Annotated in this window: 17 protein-coding genes, 1 tRNA gene and 1 other RNA gene; 13 read left to right on the top strand and 6 right to left on the bottom strand. The window is 56.6% G+C overall.

Going from position 1 to position 19,219, the window contains the following annotated elements:
* Positions 1-7 precede the first annotated feature (7 nt).
* Positions 8-1,021, bottom strand: coding sequence for a TRAP transporter substrate-binding protein (locus ACMGG1_RS23660; protein WP_128864811.1), 1,014 nt, complete (start codon positions 1,019-1,021; stop codon positions 8-10).
* 321 nt (positions 1,022-1,342) lie between these two features.
* Here ACMGG1_RS23660 and ACMGG1_RS23655 point away from each other — a divergent pair, with 321 nt between their 5' ends.
* The gene (locus tag ACMGG1_RS23655; protein ID WP_414161060.1) at positions 1,343-2,791 is read left to right on the top strand and encodes an alpha/beta hydrolase; all 1,449 of its coding nucleotides are present in this window, start codon (positions 1,343-1,345) and stop codon (positions 2,789-2,791) included.
* Here ACMGG1_RS23655 and ACMGG1_RS23650 read toward each other — a convergent pair.
* Together ACMGG1_RS23650 and ACMGG1_RS23645 are read right to left on the bottom strand one after the other, a co-directional pair.
* Positions 2,788-3,537 (bottom strand): NAD-dependent epimerase/dehydratase family protein, encoded by a 750-nt coding sequence (locus ACMGG1_RS23650; RefSeq protein WP_048759421.1) that lies wholly within the window; start codon positions 3,535-3,537, stop codon positions 2,788-2,790. The genes ACMGG1_RS23655 and ACMGG1_RS23650 overlap by 4 nt on opposite strands.
* 91 nt (positions 3,538-3,628) lie before the next feature.
* Complete coding sequence (locus ACMGG1_RS23645; protein ID WP_414161059.1) at positions 3,629-4,492, bottom strand: LysR family transcriptional regulator; 864 nt, start codon at positions 4,490-4,492, stop codon at positions 3,629-3,631.
* A 114-nt stretch (positions 4,493-4,606) separates the two neighbouring features.
* On the opposite strand from ACMGG1_RS23645, the gene ACMGG1_RS23640 reads away from it, so the two are divergent.
* From ACMGG1_RS23640 to ACMGG1_RS23625, 4 genes are all read left to right on the top strand, one after another.
* Positions 4,607-5,365, top strand: a complete 759-nt coding sequence (locus ACMGG1_RS23640) for an SDR family NAD(P)-dependent oxidoreductase (RefSeq protein ID WP_128864813.1) — start codon at positions 4,607-4,609, stop codon at positions 5,363-5,365.
* A gap of 262 nt (positions 5,366-5,627) precedes the next feature.
* A complete protein-coding gene (gene bglF, locus ACMGG1_RS23635; protein WP_414161058.1) occupies positions 5,628-7,490 on the top strand; it encodes a PTS beta-glucoside transporter subunit IIABC in 1,863 nt (620 codons plus the stop codon).
* A gap of 14 nt (positions 7,491-7,504) precedes the next feature.
* Positions 7,505-8,908 (top strand): glycoside hydrolase family 1 protein, encoded by a 1,404-nt coding sequence (locus ACMGG1_RS23630; RefSeq protein WP_262255973.1) that lies wholly within the window; start codon positions 7,505-7,507, stop codon positions 8,906-8,908.
* Between the two features lie 128 nt (positions 8,909-9,036).
* A complete protein-coding gene (locus ACMGG1_RS23625; RefSeq protein ID WP_414161057.1) occupies positions 9,037-10,431 on the top strand; it encodes a carbohydrate porin in 1,395 nt (464 codons plus the stop codon).
* A 3-nt stretch (positions 10,432-10,434) separates the two neighbouring features.
* Here the strand turns inward: ACMGG1_RS23625 and ACMGG1_RS23620 are convergent, their stop codons facing one another.
* Positions 10,435-11,034 carry an HD domain-containing protein gene (locus tag ACMGG1_RS23620; protein ID WP_041415142.1) on the bottom strand — a complete coding sequence of 200 codons (600 nt, stop codon included), beginning with the start codon at positions 11,032-11,034 and terminating at the stop codon, positions 10,435-10,437.
* A gap of 112 nt (positions 11,035-11,146) precedes the next feature.
* Between ACMGG1_RS23620 and ACMGG1_RS23615 the strand changes: the two genes are divergently transcribed.
* The 8 genes from ACMGG1_RS23615 (at position 11,147) to ACMGG1_RS23580 (ending at position 18,395) form a co-directional block, all read left to right on the top strand.
* The gene (locus tag ACMGG1_RS23615; protein WP_020824719.1) at positions 11,147-11,611 is read left to right on the top strand and encodes a MarR family winged helix-turn-helix transcriptional regulator; all 465 of its coding nucleotides are present in this window, start codon (positions 11,147-11,149) and stop codon (positions 11,609-11,611) included.
* A 157-nt stretch (positions 11,612-11,768) separates the two neighbouring features.
* The gene (locus ACMGG1_RS23610; RefSeq protein WP_004934114.1) at positions 11,769-12,194 is read left to right on the top strand and encodes an organic hydroperoxide resistance protein; all 426 of its coding nucleotides are present in this window, start codon (positions 11,769-11,771) and stop codon (positions 12,192-12,194) included.
* A 223-nt stretch (positions 12,195-12,417) separates the two neighbouring features.
* The gene (gene eptB, locus ACMGG1_RS23605; RefSeq protein WP_128864816.1) at positions 12,418-14,112 is read left to right on the top strand and encodes a kdo(2)-lipid A phosphoethanolamine 7''-transferase; all 1,695 of its coding nucleotides are present in this window, start codon (positions 12,418-12,420) and stop codon (positions 14,110-14,112) included.
* Between the two features lie 366 nt (positions 14,113-14,478).
* Positions 14,479-15,069: a transcriptional regulator UhpA gene (uhpA, locus tag ACMGG1_RS23600; protein WP_046374769.1), complete on the top strand. Its 591-nt coding sequence runs from the start codon at positions 14,479-14,481 to the stop codon at positions 15,067-15,069.
* Positions 15,069-16,604 (top strand): signal transduction histidine-protein kinase/phosphatase UhpB, encoded by a 1,536-nt coding sequence (gene uhpB / locus ACMGG1_RS23595; RefSeq protein ID WP_046374768.1) that lies wholly within the window; start codon positions 15,069-15,071, stop codon positions 16,602-16,604. Before uhpA ends, uhpB begins: the two co-directional genes overlap by 1 nt.
* A 100-nt stretch (positions 16,605-16,704) precedes the next feature.
* Positions 16,705-18,036 carry an MFS transporter gene (locus ACMGG1_RS23590; RefSeq protein ID WP_020824723.1) on the top strand — a complete coding sequence of 444 codons (1,332 nt, stop codon included), beginning with the start codon at positions 16,705-16,707 and terminating at the stop codon, positions 18,034-18,036.
* A gap of 120 nt (positions 18,037-18,156) precedes the next feature.
* Positions 18,157-18,233: transfer RNA gene (locus tag ACMGG1_RS23585), tRNA-Pro, on the top strand.
* 32 nt (positions 18,234-18,265) lie between these two features.
* A non-coding RNA gene (locus tag ACMGG1_RS23580) (RtT sRNA) lies at positions 18,266-18,395 on the top strand.
* 53 nt (positions 18,396-18,448) lie between these two features.
* On the opposite strand, the gene ACMGG1_RS23575 is transcribed toward ACMGG1_RS23580, so the two are convergent.
* On the bottom strand, positions 18,449-18,796 hold the full coding sequence (locus ACMGG1_RS23575; protein ID WP_046374767.1) for a glycosyl transferase family 1: 348 nt from the start codon (positions 18,794-18,796) through the stop codon (positions 18,449-18,451).
* Positions 18,793-19,089: a DUF6516 family protein gene (locus tag ACMGG1_RS23570; RefSeq protein WP_232807814.1), complete on the bottom strand. Its 297-nt coding sequence runs from the start codon at positions 19,087-19,089 to the stop codon at positions 18,793-18,795. The genes ACMGG1_RS23575 and ACMGG1_RS23570 overlap by 4 nt, the downstream gene beginning before the upstream one ends.
* Positions 19,090-19,219: the final 130 nt, after the last annotated feature.

Below are 19,219 nucleotides of genomic sequence, written 5' to 3'. Positions count from 1 at the left end.
GGGCGCGTTACGGCTGCGCTGCGGCATGAATGGCGTCCAGCACCGCTTTGGCCTGTGGATACTTAGCGGTAAATGCCGCCTGCAGCGGCAGGGTTTGCTGGCGGAAATAGCCGCGGTCGGTTTCGCTGAAAATCACGCCGGCGGCTTTCAGTTTTTCCATGGCCTGAATTTCTTTTTCCGCCGCAATTTTGCGTTCATAAAGGGTGGCTTCGTTGGCCGCGGCCAGCACCTCGTCACGCAGGTCTTGCGGAATGCGCTGGAAAGCCGCCTGGCTGATGGTGGCTACTATCGGGTTATAGATATGACGGGTCAGCGTGGCGTTTTTGGCGATCTCGTAATACTTGCTGGTGTACACCGTGGCGGCATCGTGTTCCACGCCGTCGATCACTCCCATTTGCAGTGCGGAGTAAACCTCACCGCCGGGCATTGGGATTGCCGTAGCGCCCATGCTTTTCAGCGTGGCGATGAAATTGGGGGCCGGCAGCACCCGCACCTTCATCCGATTAAGATCCTGCGGCGACTGCAGCGGTTTTTTACTGTAAATGTTGCGCGCCCCCAGGCTGAAACCGTAACCCAGCACCTTGATGTTGCTTTGTTTGGCCAACATGGCGCTCAGCAGTTGGCCTGCCTGGCCGTCGAGCGCCCGGCCCAGTTGTTGGTTGTCATTAAACAGATAACCCAGATCCAACACGCCGATCTCCGGCACCAGCGTGGCCCAGATGGAAGTCCCGGAGATCATCATGTCGATCGCGCCGATGCGCACCTGCTGCACCGCATCGGCTTCTTTTCCGAGCATGCCGTTAGGGAAATAGTTGAGGGCGATTTTACCCGGCAGACGCTGCTCCAAATTCTGTTTGAAACGGTTGAACCAGATAGCGTGTGCGGAGTAGCCATCGTCGGGTAACGATGAATAAACCCGCAGGTTGACTTCGGCGGCGTTGGCGCGCAACGGCAGGGTAAACAGCATAAATAACAACGTGATAAACAGGCGCGGCGTTAAGCGGCATGTCATTGATTTCATGAGCCTGGCTCCCGATCGCAGACAGCCTGCGATGCTGGTGGTGAAGATGATTCCCCTGCTGGGCAATGCGGTAGGGACAGGGGGAACGGGACGATACTTTGTGTCTTAATCTTTAACTGTAACGTTTTAGTGTATCGTTACAGAAAACCTACAAACATTCGGTTGGCAGATCAATTTTTATCCGTGAAAAAGGCCGGGAAATGCGCGTTCTGTGAGCAGGCTCTAAAAATAGGCGGGTAGAAGTTGGCGGTCAGTGAGCTGCCCCTGCGGGCGTTTAGCTTCTATAATCGCTGCTGGATAACCGTGAATTCAGGAGTGAGCATGCCTTCCAGGGCGATCATTAAATGGACCAAACGACTGACGATAGTGGGCGTCACCGTCTTGCTCACGCTGTTTGCGGTGCGGGTTTACGATACTCAGCGCGGCCCTGCGTTGGAGCCTTGGCATACTTTTGTGCCGCACGAGTTGTCGGCCGCCGAGCTGGATAAAACCAACTGGCAAGGTTATCTGGCCGCAGAGAGCCGGGTGTTTGACGAGGTGAAAGTTAACGTCACGGACAAACTCTCCGCCAGCGAACGCATTCCGCTCAACCGCTATTTTGACGGCAGCCCGGTCTACCCGGAACATTTTGCCCACGACTGGAACCGCTCCTACGAATTGCTGCCGCAGGGCGAACCCCGTGGTGCGGTGGTGCTGCTGCACGGCCTGACAGATTCGCCTTATAGCCTGCGGCATATCGCCGAAAACTACCGACAGCAGGGGTATGTGGCGGTAGGTATTCGCCTGCCGGCTCACGGTACGGTGCCGGGGGCACTGACCGATATTGAATGGCGCGACTGGCTGGCGGCAACGCGTTTAGCCGTGCGCGAGGCGCGCAGCAAGGCCGGAGGCGACAAGCCGCTGCATATCGTGGGCTTTTCCAACGGTGGTGCGCTGGCGATGAAGTATGCGTTGGATGCGCTGGACGATCCGCAGTTAGCGGGGCCGCAGCGGTTGGTGTTGATCTCACCGATGATTGGCGTGACCAGTTTTGCCCGTTTCGCCGGTATTGCCGGCTGGCCGGCGGTGTTTCCGGCGTTTGCCAAAGCGGCCTGGCTCGGCGTCCTGCCGGAGTTTAACCCCTTCAAATACAATTCATTTCCGGTGAACGGCGCGCGTCAGTCTTACCTGCTCAGCAACGGTCTGCAACAGCAAATCGCTCGGGCAGCGCGTGACGGCAAGCTGGACAAATTGGCGCCGGTGCTGACCTTCCAGTCGGTAATGGATTCGACCGTCAGTACGCGGGCGGTGATCCGCGCGTTATATAATGAATTGCCGGCTAACGGCAGCGAACTGGTGCTGTTTGACGTCAATCGTACGGTAAACTTTGGACCCTTGCTGCGACCCAATGCGGCGGCGGCGGTCAGCCAACTGTTGCCTGCGCCGCCGCGCCGTTATCAAACCACGGTGATTGCCAACGCCTCGCCCGAGAGTAGCGAAGCCATTGCCAGTGTGACAGCGGCCGGAGAAACGACGCAAAGCGTACAGCCACTGGGCATGACCTATCCGGCGGATATCTATTCGCTGTCGCACGTGGCGCTGCCATTCCCGGTGAGCGATTCGCTTTATGGCCGCTTCCCGGCTCAGCGCGGCGAGTTCGGTATCAGCCTGGGTACGCTGGCAGCGCGTGGCGAACGTTCGGTGCTGGTGGTCGATCTGGATTCGCTGATGCGCATTGCCTCTAACCCGTTTTTCCCTTACCTGCTGCAGCGCATCGATAGCAAGCTTTAGTCGAAACCGAGGATGCTGAAGGCATCGTCCTGCGGGTAGTAGCCGAGCAGGCGGGTGGTTTCCTCCAGCGACAGGCGCTTATAGCGGTTGTTGGAAACGCCGTGCACCACCGCATGGTGCACGCCTTCAATGCGCAGGCAGCGTTCGAGCAGATCGGCGGCGTCGCGATGGCTGAGGAAGGCGCTCATATCACGGGCGCTGAGTTGTTCACCGCGTGCCAACGTGGTGAAGTTGGCGATGCGTACCGACAGCGAAGACAGCCCCTCCTGATGGGCAAAGTAGGCGGCGATGCCCTCGCCAAACGCTTTGCTGACCCCGTACAGATTTTTCGGCTTGGGCGCGTCCTGCGGTCGAATTTGGTAATCCAACGGATAGCCCTCCACCGCCTGCGCGCTGCTGGCGAACACCACGCGTTTGCAACCGGCGTCCTTCGCCGCACGGAAGATATTGAAGGTGCCGAGGATATTGTTGTCCATCAGTGAATTGCAAAAATCGGCATCGGGGGAAGGATCGGCCGCCAGGTGTAGTACGGTATCGATATTGGCGCAGGCCGCCCGGCAAGCTTCGATATCGGCGATATCAAAACTGATGATCTCGTCGTCCGGCTGCAGATTGTGCAACAGGCTGACGTCTCTTTCCGCCAGCCGCAGCTGATAGCGATTGCCAACGGACTGACGGAATGCCGTAGCGACCCGGCCGCCCGCGCCGGTAATCAGAATTCGTCCAAACTCAGTACGCAAAGTCATGATCTCAGCTGTCCCTAAAGTGAATTACGCGGTGATCAGTAATAATCCCCTGCGTGACTTTTGTCCAGTATCAATTAGCCTTGCTGATGTTTTATGCCGCCAATGGGCATTTTTTTTCGATGGTATCCGCCAGAAAAGTCATCACTGCGCGTACGGCAACGGACCGCGCCAGATCGGGATAAGTGACCAGCCACAGCTCGCGAGTTGGCGCGGCGATGGGGGTGGGTAAAACCACCAGATCTGGGTCGCTATCGGCGACAAACGTCGGCAATACCACGGCACCTAGCCCAGAACGCGCGGCTTCTTGCAGCGAGAACAGATCGCTGGCCTCAAAAACCACCGGGCGGCCCTGCAACAGCTGCTGCAGCCACTGCTGGTGGGGCTGGTGTTGGTAGTGGTGGTCATAAGCGATAAAGGCCCGTGCGGCTTCCGGCAGGGCTGCGTGCTGCGGCGTGGCGTACAGCGCGTAGCGCATCATGCCGATGCGCTGAACCAGCAGATCCGGTTGTTGCGGACGTACCATCCGCACCGCCACTTCGGCATCGCCACGGTCCAGTTCGGCGATGGCCGATTCGCCGGAGAGTATCAACGTAATATGCGGAAAAGCCTGATGAAATCTCGCAATCTCCGGTGCGATAACCCGTGCGGCTATCGACGGCGGTGCACTGATGCGTACCTGGGTTTGCGGTGTTTCGCCGGCGCTGCGCGCATGACGGACAATGGCGTGGCTTTGGTTTTCAATCTCGGCAGCCAGCCCGGCAATCATTTTGCCATCCTGTGTCAGCGGTGTGCTGCGCGGCAGGCGGAGGATCAGCCGCAGACCGAGCGCTTTCTCCAGTGCCGCGACTCGGCGGCCCACGGTGGCGTGATCACAGCCCATTTCTCGCGCCGCTGCCGACAATGAACCGGTACGCGCCAGCACCACAAAGTGTTTTAAATCCTGCCAATCGAACATCAGTGAATTCCTGCACAGTATCGTTGCAAATTTATGGAATATTCACACAGGGCGGGGTGTGATTCAATGCCGTTATGTTTGAAACCAAATTGAATTATTCAATAAGGTAATCTTATGAATTTGCAACTGCAGGATCGTGTCGCGTTGGTGACCGGCGCCAGTGAAGGAATCGGTGCGGGTATGGTCAGGGTATTTGCAGCGCAGGGCGTTACCGTGGTGGCTACCGCCCGTCGTGAAGATCGCCTGCTGGCCCTGGCAGATGAGATCGCGAAAAGCGGTGGCGTACGGCCTTACGTGATTGCGGCGGATATCACCGATGCAGGAGCACTCGACAGCCTGCTTGCTCAGGTGCAGCAACGCTTCGGCACGATAGACATTGTGATTAATGCCGTCGGCGGGGCTCGTCCAACCGCACTGAACGAAGGCGACGCGGGTTGGGAAGAGGCTTTTGCCCTGAATTTCACGCCGGCGCGTCGGGTCACCCACGCACTGCTGCCCGGCATGCAGGCGCAGGGATGGGGCCGGATCATCAACATCAGTGGCTCGATGGAGCCGCGTAGTTTAAACGCCGCCACTGCCGCTAAAGGCGCATTGCATCTGTGGGCCAAGGGGCTGGCGGGAGAGGTGGCGGCGCAGGGCATTACCGTCAATACGCTGCAGCCCGGGCGGATTAATAGCGAACAGGTGCGTGAAAAACTGCACCCGACCGACGCCGCGCGCCTGGCATTTATCGAACAGAATATCCCGATCGGCTATTTTGGCGAGCCGGAAGACATGGCTTATCTGGCCGCGTTTCTTTGTTCCCCGCTCGCGCGATATATCACCGGTGCGGTGATCCCGGTAGACGGCGGCATGCACTATTTCGCTCACTGACGCCGTTTTGTACGGCGGATCACAGTTCGGTAATTTGCCGCCGCAAGCTCTTGCCTCGACAAAAAGTCGGGTGGTAACGTCATAACTCAGCCGATTTAGGGTTGTCACTGCTCAGGCAGGCAAAACCTAAACCTCGTGCTTCTGTTCCCTTCGTAGGTGCAGAGGCCATGAGGTTTAGGTTTTTTTTTGCGCTGAATTCTGTGGCGGCGATTGGCCACCGCTGAGTGGGATTTGGCAGAACGCAGGATTGAAGGATATCGCGATGAAATATGAAGCATTAGCCAGTGAGATTTTGGCCGGCGTCGGTGGCCGCGACAACGTAAAAAGCCTGGTGCACTGCGCCACTCGCCTGCGCTTCAAGCTGCGCGACAGCCGCCGTGCCGACGCCGCCGCCCTGAAAAAAAATCCGGGTGTGATCATGGTGATGGAAAGCGGCGGGCAGTTTCAGGTGGTGGTAGGCAACCATGTGGCCGACGTCTACAACGCGGTCAATCAGGTGGGCGGCCTGAGCGAGCGTGAGGCGGTGGCGGAAGATGGTGACAAAAAAGACAATCTTTTCAGCCGCTTTATCGACGTGGTCTCCGGCATTTTTACTCCGCTGTTGGGGGTGATGGCCGCTTCGGGGATCCTGAAAGGCTTCCTGGCATTGAGCCTGGCCTGCGGCTGGCTGCTGGAGAGCAGCGGCACCTTTAAAATGCTGTTTGCTGCCAGTGATGCGCTGTTTTACTTTTTGCCCATCATGCTCGGTTACACCGCTGGGAAAAAATTTGGCGGTAACCCCTTCATCAGCATGGCGATCGGCGGTGCTTTGACCCACCCCCTGATGATGGCGGCGTTTGAAGCCGCCCAGCAGCCCGATGCGGTGCGGGAGTATTTCTTCGGTATCCCACTGACCTTTATCAACTACAGCTCGTCGGTCATTCCGATCATATTTGCCGCCTGGATTTCGTGCCGCCTGGAGCCGCTGTTTAACCGGGTGATCCACAGCGCGGTCCGCAACTTTATTACGCCGCTGTTGTGCTTGGTGATCACCGTCCCGCTGACTTTCCTGCTGATCGGCCCGGCGGCCACCTGGCTCAGCCATCTGCTGGCCAATGGCTATCAGAGTATTTACGCCTTTAACCCGATTATTGCCGGGGCGTTTATGGGCGCGATGTGGCAAGTGTGCGTGATCTTTGGCCTGCACTGGGGACTGGTTCCCTTGATGATCAACAACCTGAGCGTGTTTGGCCGCGACACCATGGTGCCGCTGCTGCTGCCGGCCGTGATGGGGCAGGTGGGGGCCACGCTGGGCGTGATGTTGCGTACCCGCGACGCCAAACTTCGGGCGCTGGCAGGTTCTGCTATCGGCGCAGGGATTTTTGGTATCACCGAGCCCGCCGTTTATGGCGTGACCCTGCCGAACAAGCGGCCGTTTATTTTCGGCTGTATCGGGGGTGCGCTGGGCGGAGCGGTAATTGGTTATTTCCACACTGCCACCTATTCCTTTGGTCTGGTGAACGTTTTCACCTTTGCGCAGATTATTCCCGCCGGTGGCTTTGACGCCACGGTGTGGGGCGCGATTGCCGGTACCTTGCTGTCGTTCTGCTTTGCGGCGGTGGCCAGCTATCTGTTCGGCGTGGTCCCCGTTGAAGCGGTCGCCGAGCAGGCGCCTGCAGCCCCGCTTAACCGCAAACAGTCCGTCGTCAGCCCGATTGCCGGTGACGTATTGCCGCTGGAGCAGGTGAACGACGCGACTTTCGCCAGCGGTTTATTGGGCAAGGGGGTAGCGATTGTCCCATTGCAGGGCCGGGTGGTGTCACCGGTCGCCGGGCACGTGGCCTCATTGTTTAAAACCCGGCACGCCATCGGCATTGAATCGGACGACGGTGCGGAGATCTTGATTCACGTCGGTATAGATACCGTCAAGCTCGACGGGCTGCATTTCAGCGCCTATGTGCGAGAGGGGGATCGGGTTAAGCCAGGCGATCTGCTGATTGAGTTTGACCAGGCAGCGATCCGCGCCGCCGGTTTTGACACCACTACGCCGATCATCATCAGCAACAGCGATGACTACGTCGAGGTGTTGGCCAGTGGCGAGAGCAGGGTGCGGGAGCAGGCGCCGCTGCTGACTTTATTACGTTAACCGAGGAGAAAACCATGAGCAGCAAATTTCCAGACCATTTTCTGTGGGGCGGTGCGGTAGCGGCTAATCAGGTGGAAGGAGCTTATCAGACCGACGGCAAAGGCCTATCGACCTCTGATTTGCAGCCGCAGGGCATTTTCGGCGCGATTGTCCCACGGGTTGACGGCGACAGCGGCATCAAGGACGTGGCGATCGATTTTTATCATCGTTACCCGCAGGACATCGCGTTGTTCGCTGAAATGGGCTTCAAGTGCCTCCGAACCTCCATCGCCTGGACGCGGATTTTCCCGCAGGGCGATGAGGACACCCCGAACGAGGCGGGGTTGGCGTTCTATGACCGGTTGTTCGACGAAATGGCGAAGTACGGCATTCAACCGCTGATCACGCTGTCGCACTACGAGATGCCGTATGGGCTGGTGAAACGCTACGGCGGCTGGGGCAGCCGCAAGACCATCGGCTTTTTTGAACGCTACGCACGCACGGTGTTCGAGCGCTATAAGCACAAGGTGAAGCACTGGCTGACCTTTAACGAGATCAATATGTCGTTGCATGCGCCCTTTACCGGCGTTGGCCTGGCAGAGGACAGCAGCAAGAGCGAGATTTACCAGGCCATTCATCATCAACTGGTAGCCAGCGCCAGGGCGGTCAAAGCCTGCCACGAAATCGTGCCGGACGGCAAAATCGGCAATATGCTGCTGGGCGGTATTGTTTACCCGCTGAGCTGCCGACCGGAGGACGTGCTGGAGACTCAGCGCCAGAACCGCGACTGGCTGTTCTTTGGTGACGTGCAGGCCCGCGGTGACTATCCGGCCTATATGCAGCGCTACTTCCGCGAAAACGGCATTCAGATTGAGATCACCGCCGAAGACCGGCTGGCGCTGCGCGAGACCATCGATTTTATCTCCTTCAGCTATTACATGAGCGGCTGCGTCACCACCGACGAACAGCAAAACAACGCCGCCCGCGCCAACATTCTCAATATGGTGCCTAACCCGCATTTGGCCAGTTCGGAGTGGGGCTGGCAGATCGACCCCGTTGGCCTGCGTTATTTGCTGAACGTCTTGTACGATCGCTATCAGAAGCCGTTGTTTATCGTGGAGAACGGGTTGGGGGCCAAGGACCGTATCGAAGCCGACGGCAGTATCAACGACGACTACCGCATCGATTATCTCAACGATCATCTGGTGCAGGTGGCGGAAGCGATCGAGGACGGCGTGGAAGTGATGGGCTACACCAGTTGGGGGCCAATCGATCTGGTCAGCGCTTCTAAAGCCGAAATGTCCAAACGCTACGGCTTTATTTATGTCGACCGCGACGATGCCGGTAACGGTAGCCTGGAGCGCCATCGCAAAAAGAGTTTTTACTGGTATCGCGACGTGATTCAAAGCAACGGTAACTCACTGAAAGAAAAAGCCTAGGTTTTACCCATTAACCCGGTGGCAATCACCGGGTCATGACCTTTATCTACTGCTGCCAATGTATGGGGAATTCTCGCCCAGGGAATGCTGTTGCCCGCAGTCAGCGTAATATGCGGAGAAATATAATAATGAAATACCCATTACCTCACTCAATAACCTGCGCAGGATTACTGTGGGTCAGCGTTGGCGCACAGGCGGAAACTTTGCAAACCGCCAAAGACGTGGAGGCGCCAACGGCCCAGTGGCAAGGCGTCGCGCTCGGGTTCGAACCGCCACAACCTGGGTTGTTGGGCGACATGCTGGGGATCAGACCGATCCTGGAAGATCATGGCTTTCACTATAATCTGGGTTATCTCAGCCAGCTTTCCTATAACGCCGGCGGTGGATATAACCACGACAGGCAGGCGTCCTATATCGATCAGTTCTCGCTGACCTTCAGCCAGGACCTGCAGGCGCTGACCGGCATTCCGGATGCGGCGCTTGAAGGCAATATCGTTAACCGCAACCATGATAACAACCTGACGCGCGACCGCCTGCAGGATCCGCGCGTTAATCCGACCGATTTGTCCCAGGAAAGTTACGGCGGCCAGTCGATCACCCGGCTGGGCTGGCTGACCTTTAGCCGCAGTTTTCTGGAGCGTCGGCTGCAATGGCGTATCGGCATGATGAACAAGGTGCAGGATTTCGATCAGATCATTCCCTGTGACTTCCAGACGCTGACGCTGTGCGGCGGCAAGTCCGCCAACTCATTGACCTGGTATAACTGGAACGTCCACTACTGGGGTACCACGCTGCAATACAAACTGACCGACGGGTTGACCTTCAAAACCGGCCTGATGGAGCAGAACCCAAGTGCCCCAAGCCGCAGCCACGCCTGGAGCTGGTCGACCAAAGGCAGTAAAGGCCTGTTGCTGCCGATGGAGCTGGAACTGAAAACCCATGCGGTCAATCAGTTGCCGGGGGTTTATAACCTGGGAGTGTTGTTCACCAATACCCGGCAACAAGATTTGTATGAGGGGGTCTCCGGCGGCCCGGGAGCGAGCGATCCAAACGGCTATCGCAGCCATGACCGCACCTGGTTCCTGTACAGTGGTTTTAACCAACAGCTAACGCGTCATCCGGATGATGCCAATCGGGGTCTGAGCCTGTTCTACAGCCTGGGATTGGCCGATCCGCGTTCCAACTATATGCATTACTCCACCTCTACCGGTATTCGCTACCGCGGATTGTTTGACGCGCGGCCGGACGATTGGCTGGGCCTGGGCGTTTCAATGGTCAAGTTGAGCGACCATTACCGGGATAATCAGCGTTACCTGAATCAACTCAACAACGCCACCGCGTATAACGATCCTAATTTCCGCCCGGTGCCAGGACATTCCGTTACGGCAGAACTCTACTATCGCTTCAACGTCACCCCCTGGCTGCAGCTGCAGCCGGGCCTACAATACTGGCATCATCCGGGGGGCGTAAGTGAAACGCAGGATGCCTGGGTGACGGCGTTGAAAACCGTAGTGACCTTCTGAGGATTACGCCGCATCGCTTTCCCGGTAACGCTGGCGTGCATGTTCGAACCAGCTTGCCGGGACGTTATGCGGCGGCAACAGCAGCTTTTCCAGACCCTGCTCGACGATATGGTTGGCCTGGCGCCACAGCGTCGGGTCGCCTTCGGTCAGCACTTCCAGCAGACGCTGTTTTTCTATCAAATAAGTGCGCGCAAAATGGCTGTCGAATTCCAGCAGTGAACGGGTGTTGTCGATCAGATCGGCCAGTTTGATGGTTTTGGCCTGCGGTGAAGCGTTGGCGCTGTGCCGTCGATCACGGTTTTTACGTTCGAAGCGGTTACCGCCGCCGGTGCCGCTGACGTTGGTCAGCATTGCCACCAGTTCTGCCACCTTTGGCCCAAAATGGCTCTCGATATCGCCGAGGGTGGTGGGCGTGTCTTCCACTGTGTCGTGCAGCCAGGCGGCAGCCAGCATTTCCTCGCTGTGCGGCACGCTGCTGACGATTTCCATTACCGCCTGCGGATGAACGATGTAGGGGTCATTGGTGTATTTGCGGCGCTGATCGATAGCCGCATGCGCCTTGGTGGCGTAGCGGCGTGCGCGTTCTACCAGTGTGGTTGTCATATCCTTTTCCTCCGGCACAGCACCCTGCTGTGGCATCCCCTGCATTAAAAAAGGTAGCATACCGATTAAAAAATAGCTTGCGATTACATCGTGCGCTATCTATATTCAAAACATGAAAAGTAAAAACCCCGAACACCCCGTAGCGAAAAACCTGCTGCTGCTCGATCAGCAGATGTGTTTTGCCCTGTACTCCGCCAATCTGGCGTTGCACAAGGTGTATCGCAAACTGCTGAGCCAGCTTGATCTCACCTATCCGCAATATTTGGTGATGCTGGTGCTATGGGAGCGTGACGAAATCACGGTTTCGGACATCGGCGAGCGGCTGTTTCTTGATTCCGCCACGCTGACGCCGCTGTTGAAGCGGCTCGAGACGGCAGGGCTGTTGTTGCGTTACCGCGCCACGACCGACGAGCGACAGGTGATTATCGCGTTAACCGACGCCGGGCGCGCGCTGCGTGAAAAAGCGCAGGCGGTGCCGGAAGCCGTGATGTGCGCTACCGATTGCAGCCTCGATGAAATCGTTAATATCAAGCAGCAGCTCGAAAAGCTGCGCGGCAAGCTGATAGATCAGATTTGAAGAACGGCTGCCAGACGCAGGATCGGCGATCCTGCGCTACACTGAAATAAGTGGGTAATTTAAGTAGTGCACGATTTAATCGTGAAAGATAGACCTGTGATCGGGTTCAGCCAACTGGATCCGATATGATGCCTCCAACCAAAAGAAGGAATGATTTATGTCGATTGAAAAAGTTGTTTACCGCGCTCATGCCACAGCAACCGGTGGCCGCGATGGCCGTGCGACCTCATCCGACGGCGTGTTGGATGTCAAACTGGGCGTGCCGAAAGAAATGGGTGGTGCGGGCGGTGAAGTCACTAACCCAGAACAGCTGTTTGCTGCCGGTTACTCGGCCTGTTTCCTCGGCGCGCTGAAGTTTGTTGCGGCGAAAGAAAAGGTGAAAATTCCTGCCGAAGCCAAAATTGATGGCACCGTCGGCATCGGTGAAATCCCCAACGGTTTCGGTATCGAAGTGCAACTGGATATCAGCCTGCCGGGTATCGAGCGCAGCGTGGCGGAAGACCTGGTGAAAAAAGCCCACGTGGTCTGCCCTTATTCCAATGCTACCCGCGGCAATATTGATGTAACGCTTAACGTTAAGTAAGACTTTCGCCAACGTCACGGAAAAAGGGGAGGGTTATTATCCCTCCCTTTCTCGTTCTGCCCCGCCTGTACACTTCACACAAAAATAAAAAAAATATCCGTTTCTTGAGAATTCTCTTGATTATTACCCCCGAAATAGCGCTTATTGCCGATCGGCTGAACCTGAAGCCGCATTGAATGTCTGACTGATTCAGAACCGTTACCGTCCGGAGCCACCGCGTTACATGAACAAAGTTAAATCGCTTTCACAGCAGAATTTATCGTTATTGTTAGCGATTTATATCGGCATCTTTTTAAACCTTTCCGTTTTCTATCGTCGCTTTGATTCGTTTTCGCACGGCATTCAGGGGATTAAGGTTATTTCTGCGGTAACCGAGGTTATCGCTATCGTGCTGTTTACCTTCTTTATCATGCGGCTGGTCTCGCTTGGTGGCCGGCTGTTTTACCGTATCGTTGCTTCGCTACTGGTGCTGATTTCCGTTGCCGCCAGCTATTACATGACGTTCTTCAACGTGGTGATTGGCTACGGCATTGTGGTCTCGGTCATGACCACGGATATCGACCTGTCAAAAGAAGTGGTCGGCTTGCACTTTGTATTGTGGATGCTGGTGCTCAGCGCCTTACCGCTGTTGTGCATTTGGAAAAACAACCTGCGCTACACGCTGATCGAACAGCTGAAAACCCCAGGGCACCGGGTGAAACCGCTGGTGGTGTTGGTGGCGGTGGTGGCGCTGGTGTGGTTGCCGCTGCGTATGTTGGACAGCGAACAGAGCGCGCAGGAAAAAATCACCAATGTGGATTTGCCGAGCTACGGTGGCGTAGTGGCGCACTCCTATTTGCCATCCAACTGGCTGTCTGCGCTGGGGCTGTTTGCCTATACCCGGTATGACGAAAGCCAGGATCAGGCCAATTTGTTCGACCCGGCCAAGAACTTTACCTATGTGCCGCCGGCCGATATCGATGATACCTACGTGGTGTTTATTATCGGTGAAACCACGCGCTGGGATCACATGGGGATACTGGGTTACGACCGTGACACCACGCCACGCCTGTCCAAAGAGAAAAACCTGGTGGCGTTCCGCGGTGAATCCTGCGATACCTCGACCAAACTTTCTCTGCGCTGCATGTTCGTGCGCGAAGGCGGTACCTCGGACAACCCGCAGCGTACGTTGAAAGAGCAGAACGTGTTTGCAGTGCTGAAGGATCTGGGCTTCACCTCGGAGCTGTTCGCCATGCAGAGCGAGGTCTGGTTCTATAACAATACCGAAGTGAACAACTATTCGTTCCGCGAAATGATCGCCTCCGAGAAACGCAATGACGGTAAATCGGTTGACGACATGCTGTTGGTGGACGAAATGAAAGAGTCGCTGGCCCGCTATCCACAGGGCAAGCACATGGTGATCCTGCACACTAAAGGTTCGCATTACCTCTATTCACAGCGTTATCCACGCAGCTACGCGCGCTACCAACCGGAGTGTACCGGCGTCGACAATTTCTGTTCTAAAGAGCAGCTGGTTAACGCCTTCGATAACTCAGTGTTGTATACCGACAGCTTTATCGCCAACGTGATTGATCAGGTGCGTGAGAAGAAGGCAATTGTGTTCTATTCGTCCGATCACGGCGAATCTATCGGCGAGAATTCGCACCTGCACGGTACGCCGCGTGAAATGGCACCGCCGGAGCAGTTCCGCGTACCGATGATGGTATGGGCATCCGATAAATTCCTGGAAGATCCTCAGCATCGCGGGGCGTTTGAACAACTTCAGGCCCAACAGCGCGTGGGTAAAACCCACCGTCATGTAGAGCTGTTCGATACCATTCTCGGCTGCCTCGGATATACCTCGCCGAACGGCGGCATCGTGGCGAAAAACAACTGGTGCAATGTTCCGCAGGAAAAAACGCCGGCGGCACAGTTGTAACCTCTGCAATACCGGGCGCACTGCGCCCGGTAAAATCCGTTAATACCTTCCCTTCATCAATTAATCCGGCTCAGGCTTGCGGTATATACCCGTCATCTTTCAACTTGCAGCGTTGTTACCTGCTTACAAGACCCGTCCGTGGGTCTTGCCCCTTCGGGGCTGCTGCAAGCAGCGTTCAAATCTGTTCCCGACAGATTTGTCGTTCACCCCAGTTACTGTAGGGGGCGAATAAATTCGCCCCGATTAATGCGGGCGCAGCATGCGGCGCCCCTATAATACCTGGGGATGAACGAGCTGGTCACCTAGCTGCAACTTGAAAGCTATAGGGTATACTTGGGCACTTTCCCCCTCGAACCGGAGATTTCCATGACCTTGCGCGTGGCGTTTATTGACGATCATGACATTGTGCGATCGGGCTTTGTGCAATTGCTGTCGCTTGAGGCGGATATTCAGGTGGTGGGGGAGTTCAGCAGTGCTGCTCAGGCGCGCGCTGGGTTACCAGGTCTGGAGGCGGAAATCTGCATCTGCGATATTTCGATGCCGGATGGCAGCGGGTTGGATTTGCTGGCGGACATTCCCTCGGGCATTCGGGTGGTGATGTTGTCGATGCATGACAACCCGGCGCTGGTGGAAATGGCGCTGGAGCGTGGCGCCTGTGGCTTCTTGTCCAAACGCTGCAAGCCGGAAGATTTGATCACCGCGGTGCGCACCGTCGCCAGCGGCGGCGTGTACCTGATGCCTGAAATCGCCCAACAGCTGGCACGGGTGAAGGTGGATCCCCTCACGCGTCGCGAACGCGAAATCGCGCTGTTACTCGCCCAGGGGCTGGAGGTACGGGAGATTGCCGTCGCCCTGGGGCTATCGCCGAAAACGGTCCACGTGCATCGCGCCAATCTGTTCGCCAAGCTGGGCATTAACAATAACGTCGAACTGGCGAAGCGGATGCTGAATCTGTGATGCAACGCCTGATCACCCAACTGGCGCTGTTTTTCATTTATGCCACCAGTGCGTTTTGCCTGTGGGGCATCGGTACCGCGCTGATCGACCCGCCCTGGCAGGCGCTGCTGCTGTTTCCGTTCGGCCTGCGCCTGGGCATTCTGCTGCAAAGCCCTTATCGCTTCTGGCCGGGGATCTTGCTGGCCGACCTGTTGCTGATGGTATTGCTGGCGGATCAGTTCGGTTACGGGCCGGCGCTGTGGGCTTCGGTGGTGGTGCTGGTGTTGACGGTGCTGCTTAGCCTGGTCGCTTCCCCTTGGCTGCTGCGTCATCAACAAAACGACAGCGAATGGCAATGGCCGCTGATGCAGGGCGCGGTGGTGGCGGTCGCCGCACTGCTGCAGGCGCTGGTGTGGCAGGTGGTGAACGGCGAGGGCGCACGGGCGCTGTTGCTTGGGCTGGCGGGTGGCTTCACCATCGCCCCGACCTGCCTGCTGTTATGGCACTATCTGGCGCGGCAAATCTGGGTACCGCTCGAACCGGGCCTGATCCATAAACCGGTGACGCTGCGGTTACGGCATCTGGCTACCTATCTGCTGCTGTTTGCGCTCAGTATCTGGCTGCAACAGCAGGTGAATGCCGCCGAGCTGCGCCGCTTTGCGCCGTTTTGTCTGGCCATCCCGATCGTCTTCATGTCGTACCGTTACGGTTGGCAGGGGGCGCTGTTGGCGACGCTGCTCAACGGCGTGGTATTGGTCGCCAACGAGCCACCGCAGCCCGAGTCGCATCGCGACCTGCTGTTGTCGCTGCTGGCCCAGAGTCTGACCGGGCTGCTGCTTGGGGCCGGCATTCAACGCCAGCGTGAGTTGAACCAGCAGCTACGGCTGCGATTGACGGAAAACCGCCAGTTGGCGCGCGCGCTGGTGACGGCCGAAGAGCAAACCCGGCGGGAGGTCGCGCGTGAGCTGCACGACGAAGTCGGCCAGACCATCACCGTTATCCGTACCCAGGCCAGTATTATCAAGCGTCTGGCGCCACAGCCGCCGGTGATCGGCTGTGCAGAAGCGATAGATACGCTGGCGCTGCGGGTGTATGACGGCGTTCACGACGTGCTGACTCAGCTGTGGCCCGCCGCCCTGAATAACCTGCCGCTGTCGGCGGCGGTGGCGGCGATGTTGCGTGAGTCGCTACCGCAGGATACGTCGCTGGTGAGCACGATGCAGTGGCAGGTGCCGGATGAACTGCTGGATGAAACGCTGAAAATTACCCTGTACCGGGTCTGTCAGGAGGGGGTGACCAACGTCTGCCGCCACGCTGCTGCCAGCCGCATTGAGCTGGACGCGCGTCTTCGTCACCGTAAAGGGCGACCACCGCAAATCCTGCTGACCATTCGCGATAATGGCATCGGTATCGATTTGGCCGACCATGAGCCGGGTTACGGCCTGCGCGGCATGCAAGAGCGCATTAGCGCACTGGGGGGCCAACTGCGGCTGACGTCGGAGCATGGCACCTGTTTGAATGTGATCTTACCCACAGTTTCAACGGCAGAAGCGTAAAACTAGGAAATACTCCTAACTGCGTCGGGAATCCGGCGTAAGCCATTCGCGCGCGCGCGCAGCATGATAGCGGCACTTTTCCTATTCTCTGAGGTTTCACATGTGGTCTTTCCTTAAAAGCCGCCAGGATGTGCCGCCGGTTACCGATCAAAAACAGATCGATGCCAGCTATAAATACTGGCGTATCCAGCTGATGTGGACGATGTACATCGGCTATGCCGCGTTTTACTTTACGCGCAAAAGCTTCAACTTCATCATGCCGGCTATGCTGAGCGATCTTGGCCTGACGATGTCCGATGTTGGCATCCTGGGGACGCTGTTCTACATCACCTACGGCTGCTCGAAATTTATCTCAGGCATGATCAGCGATCGTTCCAACCCGCGCTATTTTATGGGCCTGGGTCTGATCATGACCGGCGTGCTCAATATCTTCTTCGGGCTTAGCTCTTCGTTGCTGATGCTGGGTACGCTGTGGATCCTCAACGCCTTCTTCCAGGGCTGGGGCTGGCCACCTTGTTCAAAAATCCTCACCAGTTGGTATTCCCGCTCCGAACGCGGCAGTTGGTGGGCTATCTGGAACACTTCGCACAACTTCGGTGGTGCGCTGATCCCGCTGCTGGTTGGTTTTATCTCGCTGCACTTCAGCTGGCGCTACGGCATGATCATTCCGGGCATTATCGGTGTGTTATTGGGCCTGCTGATGTGTTGGCGTCTGCGTGACAAGCCATCATCCATGGGGTTGCCTAGCGTCGGTAAATGGCGCAACGACGCCATGGAACTGGTGCAGGAATCGGAAGGCCAGGGCCTGACCAATCGGGAAATCATCAAGCGTTACGTGCTGACCAACAAGTACATCTGGCTGCTGGCAGTGTCTTACGTGCTGGTATACATCGTACGTACGGCGATCAACGACTGGGGCAACCTGTACCTGACGCAGGAAAAAGGCTATTCGCTGATGACCGCCAACTCGGCGATTTCCCTGTTCGAAGTGGGTGGCTTTATCGGCTCGCTGGTGGCCGGTTGGGGCTCCGACAAGCTGTTCCGCGGTAACCGTGGGCCAATGAACCTGATCTTCGCCATCGGTATCTTCCTGTCGGTGGCGGCGCTGTGGCTCATGCCGGGTGTGACCTTCCTGCTGCAGGCTGCCTGCTTCTTTGCCATCGGCTTCTTTATCTTTGGCCCGCAGATGCTGATCGGCATGGCGGCGGCGGAATGTTCGCACAAGGATGCCGCCGGAGCGGCGACCGGTTTCGTCGGTCTGTTTGCCTATCTCGGGGCGGCACTGTCCGGCTACCCGATTGCCCGCATCATGGAAATCTGGCACTGGAACGGTTTCTTCGTGGTGATCTCTATCGCCGCCTGCCTGTCCGCGCTGTTCCTGCTGCCGTTCTTGCGTGCGCAATCACCGGCGCTGAAAACCGCCAAGGCATGATGCAAAAGCGCGGTACAGGGCATTGTACCGCGCTTTATGACGCTTTTATCGCCACTTGGCGGGCTGGGTTGAAAAAGTGATTGACGCGTATTATCCCCAGCAGTAAGATGCGCCCCGCATCGGCGAGTAGCGCAGCTTGGTAGCGCAACTGGTTTGGGACCAGTGGGTCGGAGGTTCGAATCCTCTCTCGCCGACCACATTCGAAAAACCTGCTTTATAAGCAGGTTTTTTTTCGCCTGTTATATATAGGATGAGAACCTCCGAAGGAGGTTTGAGCCGAGCGCAGCGAGACCACGTTGCTTTAGCAACGGCCCGCAGGGCAAGCATCAAAGATGCGCGTAATCCTCTCTCGCCGACCACATTCGAAAAACCTGCTTTATAAGCAGGTTTTTTTTCGCCTGTTATTTGCCCTTCAGGCTGCTTTTCCGACCACGAAGTCAAAATGGATTTCGTCATAGGGAAAAATAATCCCCTGTTCGCTTTTATCAACAATGCCGCACCTCAGCAGTGCCTGAAGATCGGTATGCACCGCTTTCACATCCCGTTTGACGCGGCGTGCCACTTCCCGGATAGAAAGTTCACCACCGCCGGTCATGGTGTGCAGGATTTGCATTTTCTTGGGCGACAGGGTTTTCCACAGGCTCTCCCAATCTAAAAAAGTGATATAGCTTCCCTGTTGCTGTTTATTGCCCTGCAGGGCTTCTTCCATGTTGCATTGAAGCTCATCAAGAGAAGCAACACGGATGGTGACTCTGTTCATTCTCTTTCTCCTCTTAGTTGAGCAACTTCACTGAAGAAACTGCGTTTCAGCTCGATGAGATGGGTAAAAACAATAGGCTGCTCAGTGTTGCCCACATGTTTGTGATCGCCTTTACCTGCCTCGTTGTCATAACGCAAACGGCAAATACCCTCTTTCACATAGGCAAACCGGTACTTATAGTGATGAGTGCTGCCGTGAACAGGTGGCTCGACATGCCAAATAACCAATTGTATAAATTCAGTGTTTGTCAGTGGGATCCTGTCCTGATAGATCAGTTGAGAAGGCACTTCCATCTCCTTCATATTGTTTAAAATAACAGCATGTTTTAAGTGTTGTCAATGATGACAACACTGTGTGACATGACAAATATTGATCCTTGCCCAGAAATTAATTCACACTCCTTATTCCTATTGGCAGCAGTGA

The organism is Serratia sp. BNK-12 (assembly GCF_047456085.1).
Taxonomy (GTDB): domain Bacteria; phylum Pseudomonadota; class Gammaproteobacteria; order Enterobacterales; family Enterobacteriaceae; genus Serratia; species Serratia liquefaciens.
This window is presented reverse-complemented; position numbering and strand designations above follow the sequence as displayed.